Genomic DNA, 10,308 nt, shown 5'->3' on the forward strand with positions numbered 1-10,308 from the left:
GTATTTCTTTAAGATGTAACAATAATTACTTTAGCTTCATTTAATACATTATTATCAATTAAAGGGGAGAGAGTATTGATTATTTCTTTAGCGCTAGCTAAAGCATTATTAAATGAAGCAGAAAAACAAGCAATATCCATGGGAATAAATGAAGATATCGCAATAGTAGATGAGGGAGGAAATTTAATAGCTTTTCATCGTATGGATAATGCTAAAATTGCTGGTATAGATATAGCTATTAATAAGGCTTGGACTAGTGTTGCTTTACAAATACCTACAGAAAATCTAGTAAAAGCTGCTCAACCAGGTAGTCCGTCATTTGGTATCAATACTACGAATCAAGGGCGAATTGTTATTTTAGGAGGCGGCATTCCACTTATTTACCAGAATAAAGTCATTGGAGGTATTGGTGTCAGTGGAGCAACAAGTGCACAAGACATTGAAGTAGCTAACGCAGCTGTTCAAGCCTTTCAAAACATGACATATACCTGGAATAATAAATAATGAAATGCAGTAGAAATCTTTACCGAGAGGGGGATTAGTTTTTAGGTTTTAAAAATAACAAAGCAAGCTACTTACAAAGTAAGTAGCTTGCTAACACGTTTAGAAAGTGGCTTAAATTTAGAAAAGGCTTTTGATAACAAGGAGATTCTATTTTAGAAAGCTCAGTATTACTGAGTAAATTCTGGATTCAATTCTCCAGTATAAGGAATATGTTCTACTGTAATTGTGGTATCATTTCCATTTTGATCTTTACCAATTCGTTTATAGGTAAATTTATTTTCATTTAATTCAGTAACTTCTAGAACAGCTCCATATTTTTTATCCCCTAATGATACATGTGCTCTAAGCTTATTATTATTTAGCACATTATAATAGCCGTAATCACCACGACTTTGGCCTGTTTGTTTGTCAAAAAATTCATAATGACTTGTTTCTGCATCATATTTGGCAAGAGCAAAGAAATTTTGGTTGTATTCAGATACATCATTACCATTTTCATCTAAAGCAACTGATCCAACCCATAAAGTATTTGCTAAAATTTGATCTCCATCTGTTTGATCATCAACTTTTCCTGTTAAGGTTTCAAAAGTTTTTTCTGGTGAGGTAAAAGCAAGTTCCGAACCTGTGTAGGGCTCATGTTCAACAAAAACTTCTACATCATTTCCATTAGCATCTTTTCCAACTCTTTTGTAAATATATTTATCATTTGTAACTTCTGTTAACTCCACAACACCTTGTGTTCCTTTTGATTCGGAGATTAGTACACGATATTTTCCATCGTTTGTCATGAAGAAAGTGCCATAATCACCTCGACTATTTTTTGATTCTTTATCAAAGAATTCATATCTTGACGTTTTGTCATCGTACTTTGCAATTGCAATAAAGTTTGAATTCTCTTCGGTTAAATCGTTATTATCTTTATCATATACTTTTGTTCCTTGCCACAGGGTACTACCTAAAATTTTTGCAATATCATCGCCATTTGATAATTCCTCTGTTTGAGTTGGCTCATTTGCTGTACTATTTATTGATGATGAAGTCTCTTCAGATTTGTTTGTTGAAGAAACATTATTCTCCGTATTATTAGTATTACAACCAGCTATTAAAGCAGCTGTTATTGAAATGGATAGTAATAAAGTTGTTGTTTTATTCATTCGTTTTCTCTCCTTCTTTGTTAGGTCTAAATAAAGAATAACAAAACAATGTGGCATAAAAGTGGCATAAAAAGAGTGGAAATGTACTTTTTATTCTAAAATACTTTTTCTATATTCTTTTTATGGAAATAGTAAATGTTGTTCCAGAGTTAAATCGACTTTTTCTAATTTGAATCTCCTCACCTAGTCGTACCATTATTTCGTGTGCTATGGAAAGCCCAAGACCACTACCTACCGTGTTATGCGAACTGTCGGCTTGTTTAAATCTTTCAAATATATAAGGGAGAAATTCCTTTGAAATTCCAGGTCCATTATCGGATACCAAAATTTTAACTTTTTTATTTGTGCATTCTGCGTCAATTTCTATACGCCCATTTTCAGGTGTGAATTTAAATGCGTTATCCAATAAAATAGTGAGCACTTGCATAATCCTATCTTCATTTGTGTAAGTTACTGGAAGATTTTTTGCTTGGTCAGTAATTTTAAATTGAAGATCCATATCCTCAGCTAATATAGAAAAAGGTTCTGAAACGTGTTCAATTAATTGATTTGTATTTACAATTTTCTTTTTAAAAGCAACTACTTCGCTTTGTAATCTTGATAACTCTAATAGATCATAAATTAGTTTCTCGAGGTGAGCACTTTCTCTTAATATGATACTGTAATATTGATTTATTCTAGATTGTTCGGTAACTACATGATCCGCAAGTGTTTCAGTCAATGCTTTAATAGATGCAAGAGGGGATTTTAACTCATGACTTATATTTGCAATATAGTCTTTGCGCATTTGTTCAAGTTGATTCCTTTCTTTGATAAACAATCTTAAAAAAATAAGAATGATGATTGTCCCTATAGCCAATGTAGTAAAGAAAACAAGATAAAAGCCATCTAGTGCAGCAACATAAGATCTGGCTGGTTTTAGGAGAAAGATCCCCCCAATAACTTTATTGTTTTTAACTATTGGTAGGCCAATTACCAACGCTTTTGATGAGAACCCGTGTATCTCCTTAATTTCGGCTATAGTTGTTTTTTTACTAACAATTCTTGGTAAATAGTTAATTAAAAACTTGTTAACTTTTGTTTCATCAACACTGTTCTGTAAAAGTTCATTTTTATTTAGAATTTTAATTCTTTCACCGTGGACATTATAAGCCATTATATAAAATGGATTATTATTTGTAATAGTATTTCGTTCAGATACTTCTTCTGCAATTGAAGTAAGCTGAGGTTGAAACTCATCAATTTTTGATTTTATAAAGTAGTGTTTTATGGCTAATGCACCTAATAGCTGCCCCATAATAAAAATTGATAATATAATCAATGCAATGGAAAGTTTACTGGAGAGAAATTTTTTCATATGATTTCCTCGAACTTGTATCCCACACCATAAATGGATTTTATAGAGAATTCAGGGTTGCCTTTTGAAACTTTTTGACGTATCCGTTTAATCAAAGTATCAACTGCCCGTGTATCACCGATATAATTATATCCCCACACTTTGTATAGTAACTCCTCACGATTGATTACTCTTCCTTTGTTTTTTACTAAGTATGCTAATAATTCTACTTCTTTGGCTGTAAGGTCCATCACCGTATCATTAACTAGAACTTCATAACCTTCAATATCAATGAATAGGCTAGAAGCTTTAAGTATATTTGACGTATCTTGTTTTGGTTGAACCCTTTTAAGTATTGTTTTGATTCTAATTACAATTTCACGAGGGGAAAATGGTTTTGTCAAATAATCATCGGCACCTATTTCTAAACCAATGATACGGTCCATTTCCTCTCCACGTGCACTTAGCATGATAATTGGAATATCACTTGTTTTACGAATCTCCTTACAAACTTCTGTCCCAAAGAGACCAGGGAGCATTATATCAAGTATTACTAAATCAAATTGTTGTTTTTTTAGAAGATCTAAAGCTTGTTCACCGTCAAAGGCAGAAACACTATTTATATTTTCTGCTTGTAAATAAGCGTTAATGCTCTCATGAACTGCAACATTATCATCACAAATTAAAACTGTTACTTTTGAATCCATCAATATTTTCCTTTCATGATTTCTAGAATGTAGAATTTTTTTCCTAAATAGAAAGTTAGCAAGTTGAAATTACTTATTGTTTTGCCCCATTTCATGCTAGTTCAATTAATTCTCCATTTAATTTGTAGTAAAAAAGCATGAGTACATGTCCCAAGCTTTTTATTTTTTTACATTTCCCATATCAGTCCCACTATTGAATCAAATAAAGTTATAGTATATCAACAAAGCGATTACAGTTAGTATTATGAAAAACAATCTCATCAACTGTTTTGCAGGGAATAATTCATACGCTAATTATGTGTTTGTGTTATCTTGATTCAAAACTGAATTCCATACTAGTGGCATCACATTTAAAAGGCAAGGAAATATAAGAACTATCACAAAATGTACTAAAACGAGAAATGTTTGCATCTTAAAATACTTAGCTTTAAGAGGAGAAGAAACTGCGCCACAATAAGCTCTAAGCAGCAAAAGGTTTATTAAAGGAGTTTAAATGATAAAGTGGATGGTTTAAGTAGTTAGCAAATGGATGGTTATTTATGAATTCATTTGTCTTATAATATAATATTAAAATTAATTTCTAATTAACATGAGAAGGACTGTTATAGATGGAGTGGAAACCAGACAGAAAAGCAAAAAAAGCTATATATAAACAACTTGCTGAATATATCGAAAAAGGTATTGCAGATGGTACATTTCCTCCTGATAAACCCTTACCATCTGAACGGTATTTAGCCAATGAAATGAACTTGAATAGAAGCACCGTGGTAGCTGCCTATGACGAGTTGGAATCAAATGGACTCATAGAAAGAAATAGAGGAAGCGGCACTACCATCAGTAAAGATATATGGGGAATTACTAAGAAACGTATCCCTAGTTGGAATAGATACATTGAAGCGGGTACATTCTTGCCTAATTTACCAGTTATGCAAAGAATAAGAAAAGAATCTGTTGAACATAAGATTATTAATTTAGCTAGTGGAGAATTGTCGGAAGACCTTTTTCCAATTAATATCTTACGAGAGATAACTTCAACACGTTCCTATATTGGGAGTTTAGGTTATGATCATCCACAGGGTAGCGTTATATTAAGAAATACCCTGACTAAACATGTAAAACAATATCGAGGTATAGAGACGAATCCCTCTTCAATACTCATTACATCTGGAGCACAACAGGCCTTAAACTTAGTAGTTCAGTGTTTATTAAAGCCGGGTGATGCAGTTGCGATAGAGGATCCTTCTTATAATTATAATCTTCAAATATTTAAATCGGCAGGTTTAAAGGTATATTATTTACCTGCAAATAAGGAAGGTATAAATTCTGATGATTTATTGTCTTTATATAAAAAACATCGAATTAGAATGATATTCTTAAATCCAGCTTATCAAAATCCTACCGGTTCTTTACTGAATGAAAAACAACGTAAAGCTATTTTAGAGATATCCTCTGAACATGGAATTCCTGTAGTAGAAGATGACCCCTATAGTTTGACATCTTTTACAGGGGAGAGAATTCCTACTCTAAAATCAATGGATGTTCACGGTAATGTTTTATATATCAGCTCTTTGTCTAAAATCGTCGCGTCTGGTTTAAGAATCGGCTGGATTATTGGTCCAAAGTCAGTAATAGAAAGATTATCGGATGCAAAACAACAAATTGACTTCGGTCATTCCAGTTTTACACAGTGGATCGCCAATGATTTTATGGAATCTGAAAACTTCAATTCACATATTAATTTATTGGTTAAGGAGTTGGAACAGCGGAGAAATCAAATTGTTAGGAGCCTTCACCTTTATTTAAAGGATCAAGTGGAATTTTTTGTTCCACAGGGAGGCATTCATATATGGGTAAAGATAAAAAAGGATGTTAATGAAATTAAATTACTAGAGGAATCCATAAAAAGGGGGATAATATATGTCCCTGGTTCAACAATGGGCTCAAAAAAGGGGTTTGTTCGCTTTACTTTTGCTAGGGAAGACGAAGCATCAATCGACAAAGGAATTAAAAGGTTTTCAGAAGCACTGGATTCTCTTTAATCTACTGTTTCCAGATACTTATATCTTAAATTATTCAATAGAATCATGACTCGGTCATGATTTTTTTGTTTAAAAATGGTAAATGGATGGTCAAAATAATATCTAATTGGATGGTCATAAAAAAATGAAATTCCTTATGATAAAAGATGGATAATTAAATATCCAAATAGGCTAATGATTAGTGGTTTGTAAACTAATGTGTAAATAGTTCGCATTTATGATTCACAACAGAGTTTGAGAATTATATATAAAAAATTGGAGGGGAAGGGTTGGGAACAATCCAGACAGGGTAAATCAGTGAAATATTAAACAATATTAACCCCTATATATCCTCGTCCAAATGTTTCTTAACAAAGAGTACCCGTTTGGATATTTTTACTCCTTATACAAAAGTACAAGATCTTATAGAGCATTTTAATCATTTAAAACAACAGTGATAATACATTTAGATGAGAAAGGTTGTGTAATAACTTGGTCTATCTAGCTGAAGCTGCATCAATTACGACCTTAAATACAGAAAAGGAAGAACAATTTGAAACGCCGTTATTTACGGCTTTAATAAAACATGCCGAAAAGGAACCTGTCCAATTTCACATTCCTGGACATAAAAAAGGGAATGGTATGGACCCCGAATTCAAAGAATTCATTGGTAAAAATGCCCTATCTATCGATTTAATTAATATAAGTCCACTTGATAGTCTGCATCTTCCTCAAGGAATTATAAAAGAGTCACAAGAATTAGCTGCGAAGGCATTTGGAGCAGATTATACTTTTTTCTCTGTACAGGGAACAAGTGGGGCGATTATAGCCATGATTATGTCTGTTTGTGAACCAGGAGATAAAATTCTTGTTCCGCGAAATGTTCACAAATCTATTATGAGTGCATTTGTTTTTTCAGGTGCTATACCTATTTTTATTCATCCCGAAGTAGATTCTAATTTTGGCATTTCTCATGGGATTACACCAGATTCTATTGAGAAGGCATTAAACTTAAATCCGGATACAAAAGCTGTTCTTGTTATCAATCCAACTTATTATGGTGTGTCAGGTGATTTGAAAAAAATAGTAGAAATCGCGCATTTAAGGGAAATCCCTGTACTTGTCGACGAAGCACATGGAGCTCATATACATTTTCATCAAGACTTACCTCTGTCAGCAATGGCGGCCGGAGCGGATCTTGCAGCAACTAGTGTTCATAAATTGGGTGGTTCTCTTACGCAAAGCTCAATATTAAATTTACGAGGAAACCTTGTTTCTTCTAAGAGGGTTCAATCGGTTTTAAGCATGCTTACTACAACTTCAACCTCATACTTGCTATTGGCTTCTTTGGATGTTGCTAGAAGAATGTTAGCAACTGAGGGACAAGCCTTATTGGAGGAAACTATTAGAAAAGCGGAAAGAACACGTACAAAAATTAACGAGATTGACTACTTATATTGCATGGGACATGAAGTTTTAGAATCCAGTGCTGCAGTCTCAATGGATCCAACGAAACTATTAATATCAGTGAAGGAACTTGGTATAACAGGTTATGAAGTAGAAAAATGGCTTCGCAAGCATTTCAAAATTGAAGTCGAATTGTCTGACTTATACAACATACTTTGTATTGTAACTCCGGGAGATTCAGAGGATGATTTACGTGTACTGGTCGAAGCATTGACAGTGCTGTCGCAGGAGTTTAAAAGTCAAGATGATAAAAATATTGATAGTTCTGTCTTACTACCTGAGATTCCAACACTGGCTCTAACTCCACGAGATGCTTTTTATGCAGAAAAAGAAGTAGTAGATTTTGAACAATCTGAAGGCAGAATAATAGCAGAGTTTGTGATGGTTTATCCACCAGGAATCCCTATATTTATACCGGGAGAAATTATTACTAAAGATAATATAGAATATACACGAAGAAATATCGAAGTTGGACTGCCTGTTCAAGGTGCAGAAGATATTGAATTTAGAAAAATACGTGTAATTAAAGAATCATTTGCAAATAAATAATAAATTGATAAGAAGGAAAACAAGATGAATTTTGCTAAATTAATTGATCATACATTACTCTCACCTCAAGTCACAGAAAAAGAAATAATTAATTTATGTCAAGAGGCAAAACAATACGGCTTTGCATCTGTTTGTGTAATTCCTTTATGGCTAAAACTTTCCGCACAATTATTGCGTGATTCAGATGTCAAAGTATGTACGGTAATAGGGTTTCCTTTAGGAGCAAACACGCTAGATACTAAGGCATTTGAGGCTAAAGATGCAATATTAAACGGAGCAAAAGAAATAGATACTGTGATTAATATTGGGGCATTAAAAAGTGAAAATTATGCGCTAGTTGAAGAAGATATACGTTCAGTTGTAAATGCTGCAAGAGGTAACGCCCTAGTTAAAGTAATCATCGAAGCATGTCTGTTAACAAATGAAGAAAAAGTACGAGCATGCGAGATAGCAGTAAGTGCGGGTGCAGACTATGTCAAAACCTCAACAGGCTTTTCTCTACACGGAGCAACTGTTGAAGACGTTATGATAATGAGACAAGCTGTTGGTGCTAAAGCTGGCATAAAAGCATCAGGAGGAGTACGTAATAAAGACGATATAAAATCAATGGTTGATGCAGGTGCTTCGAGAATAGGGACTAGTTCTGCTGTGAAAATATTTGCTTGATAGGTTAGTGGCTTTATAGCTTTAATATAGGCAGTAATACTGTAATAGGCATTCATAACAAAATAGTAAAGATTCAACTATCGTTGAAATGGCAACTTAATATAGTTGATAATGTAATTTTCATCATAGACGAAAGAATAATTTTTTAAGGGTTTTTATTCTTAAATAACTAACTATATCTAAGTAAGGAAGGGGTTAGAAGAATATGACATGGACTGCTTTTTTGGTAATAATGGCGGGAATTTTATTTAAAATGTTAACGAGTCCTCCAAGTGCTCTAGTAGAATGGGTTTTAAGTAAATTTGCACTTCATCCGAAACTAGATCCCAATGAAGTAATAATAACATTTAATGGAGTAAGCTTAGATGGCGAAGATAAGTCTGAGTTCATTGATTTTTTCAATGATGCTGTTTTTTTAGAGAGAAATCATATATATCCTGGCAATGAAGAAAAGTTTCTTCATCCAGAGACTAATATTATTCCATTTGTTATAAACGTTATACGTAGAAATAAGGAAGTGAATTTTTTCGTTTATTGTGAAGATGATAACATTTTTGTTGTAAAGCAGAAAAAAAAGAAAATAACTTCTTATAGTCTTAAATCGGAGAGCTTAAAAGTTTTTACTATTTAGGTGAATTCGATGAAAAAACTATATTTTCTTTATAAATATAGGGATAAATTAGAAAAGCTCAAAACATCCAGAAGGCTGACGAAAAATATTATTGGGTACGCTAGAACCCGATTAACACTAAATAAAGAACTAAGCTAATCTGTTTTTTAGAAAACTAGCTGCTCCCAATTGTTATTGTCCACCAACTAATAACAATTGGGGGTGTAGTTTTGTATTCTAAATTTACCATCGTAGTTAAATAAATATTGTACTTCCTTAATTGAAAAATAGTGAATGAATTCTATAATACTGTTCTCATCAAGTGTCATTTACAAAGTAACTTCAAAAATCAAGGGGCTAATTTTTTACTCTAAATCAGTTAAAATCAGTTCCAAAGGAAGTTAATCATATATTTAGATAGTAACTATATAAATCACCTAAGGATTTCCCTATTTGCCATTCCTTACTTTGAGAACAACTAAATTTGTAGAAAGATATTACTGACTCTCAATGGGAATGGCAAATAGGGTAACTAGACAATAAAGGTCGTTACCTTATTCATTCTTAGTGTATTGAGTATTTCTTCCTAACCTGCTACAACTTACCCTGTGGCAGGTTTTCCAGTTTTTTTTAAGAAACAACAGATATGTAAATAACAAAATAATCTCGTATTTGCAAGCTCTAAATATAATGGACAATTGCATTTTTAATCCATTTTTAGCACTTGGCCTTGAAATTTACACAGGGGCTATCTATGAAATTTTTTAAAGGAAGGTTCCATCATATCAAGTATCGGTAGTGGTGGTCGTTATGACAATGCGATTGGTGGTTTGATTGGCAGCGATCAAAGCTTCCCGACCGTCGGTATTTCATTTGGTTTAGATGTGATATTTACAGTATTTGAATTGAATGGAAAAGTTGCTGTTATAAGTGAAATTGATGTTTTTATTATTCCTATGGTCGTTGAAAAGGTAGCATTACAGTTGGACACAACACTTCGTCAACAAGGAAAACGTGTGGTCGTTGAACTGAGCGACAAAAAAATACGCAAGGCGATGGACAAGGCAAATCGAGAAAATATACCGAACGTTATAGTTTTAGGTGAGCTAGAAGTTAAGGATAACACATATCAACTTAAGAATATCATGACAGGAGCGACTGAAGAAAAAAGTTATATTTTTAGCAAACCATTACTGAAAGATAAACGTAGGCATAGGTGAAAATGCAATAATCTCCTGATGTTGCAACAAATAGCTTTAATTTCAGCTGTTTTGGAAACAGATAGAATTTATTCACC

The 10,308-nt window shown here is 33.0% G+C and carries 8 protein-coding genes and 1 pseudogene; 6 read left to right on the top strand and 3 right to left on the bottom strand.

Annotation, left to right across the window (positions count from 1 at the left end; all coding sequences use genetic code 11):
- Positions 1–75: 75 nt before the first annotated feature.
- Positions 76–504: a GlcG/HbpS family heme-binding protein gene (locus QYB95_RS18540; RefSeq protein WP_301139853.1), complete on the top strand. Its 429-nt coding sequence runs from the start codon at positions 76–78 to the stop codon at positions 502–504.
- 167 nt (positions 505–671) lie between these two features.
- Here QYB95_RS18540 and QYB95_RS18545 read toward each other — a convergent pair.
- The 3 genes and pseudogenes from QYB95_RS18545 to QYB95_RS18555 all read right to left on the bottom strand — a co-directional run.
- Positions 672–1,475, bottom strand: a pseudogene (locus QYB95_RS18545) (DUF4822 domain-containing protein); the annotation flags it as partial.
- A gap of 292 nt (positions 1,476–1,767) precedes the next feature.
- Positions 1,768–3,015, bottom strand: a complete 1,248-nt coding sequence (locus QYB95_RS18550; RefSeq protein ID WP_301139855.1) for a sensor histidine kinase — start codon at positions 3,013–3,015, stop codon at positions 1,768–1,770.
- The gene (locus QYB95_RS18555; RefSeq protein ID WP_301139856.1) at positions 3,012–3,701 is read right to left on the bottom strand and encodes a response regulator transcription factor; all 690 of its coding nucleotides are present in this window, start codon (positions 3,699–3,701) and stop codon (positions 3,012–3,014) included. Before QYB95_RS18555 ends, QYB95_RS18550 begins: the two co-directional genes overlap by 4 nt.
- A 608-nt stretch (positions 3,702–4,309) precedes the next feature.
- On the opposite strand from QYB95_RS18555, the gene pdxR reads away from it, so the two are divergent.
- The 5 genes from pdxR to QYB95_RS18580 all read left to right on the top strand — a co-directional run bounded on the left by pdxR (position 4,310) and on the right by QYB95_RS18580 (position 10,231).
- Positions 4,310–5,740, top strand: a complete 1,431-nt coding sequence (pdxR, locus tag QYB95_RS18560) for a MocR-like pyridoxine biosynthesis transcription factor PdxR (RefSeq protein ID WP_301139857.1) — start codon at positions 4,310–4,312, stop codon at positions 5,738–5,740.
- Positions 5,741–6,238: 498 nt separating this feature from the next.
- Positions 6,239–7,735, top strand: coding sequence for an aminotransferase class I/II-fold pyridoxal phosphate-dependent enzyme (locus QYB95_RS18565; RefSeq protein ID WP_301139862.1), 1,497 nt, complete (start codon positions 6,239–6,241; stop codon positions 7,733–7,735).
- Positions 7,736–7,759: 24 nt separating this feature from the next.
- Complete coding sequence (gene deoC, locus QYB95_RS18570; RefSeq protein ID WP_301139858.1) at positions 7,760–8,401, top strand: deoxyribose-phosphate aldolase; 642 nt, start codon at positions 7,760–7,762, stop codon at positions 8,399–8,401.
- 205 nt (positions 8,402–8,606) lie between these two features.
- Positions 8,607–9,032 (top strand): YfmQ family protein, encoded by a 426-nt coding sequence (locus QYB95_RS18575; protein ID WP_301139859.1) that lies wholly within the window; start codon positions 8,607–8,609, stop codon positions 9,030–9,032.
- 809 nt (positions 9,033–9,841) lie between these two features.
- Positions 9,842–10,231, top strand: coding sequence for a His/Gly/Thr/Pro-type tRNA ligase C-terminal domain-containing protein (locus QYB95_RS18580; RefSeq protein WP_301139860.1), 390 nt, complete (start codon positions 9,842–9,844; stop codon positions 10,229–10,231).
- The last annotated feature ends 77 nt before the right edge of the window (positions 10,232–10,308 follow it).

It is taken from the genome of Ureibacillus aquaedulcis (assembly GCF_030418165.1).
GTDB lineage: Bacteria > Bacillota > Bacilli > Bacillales_A > Planococcaceae > Ureibacillus > Ureibacillus aquaedulcis.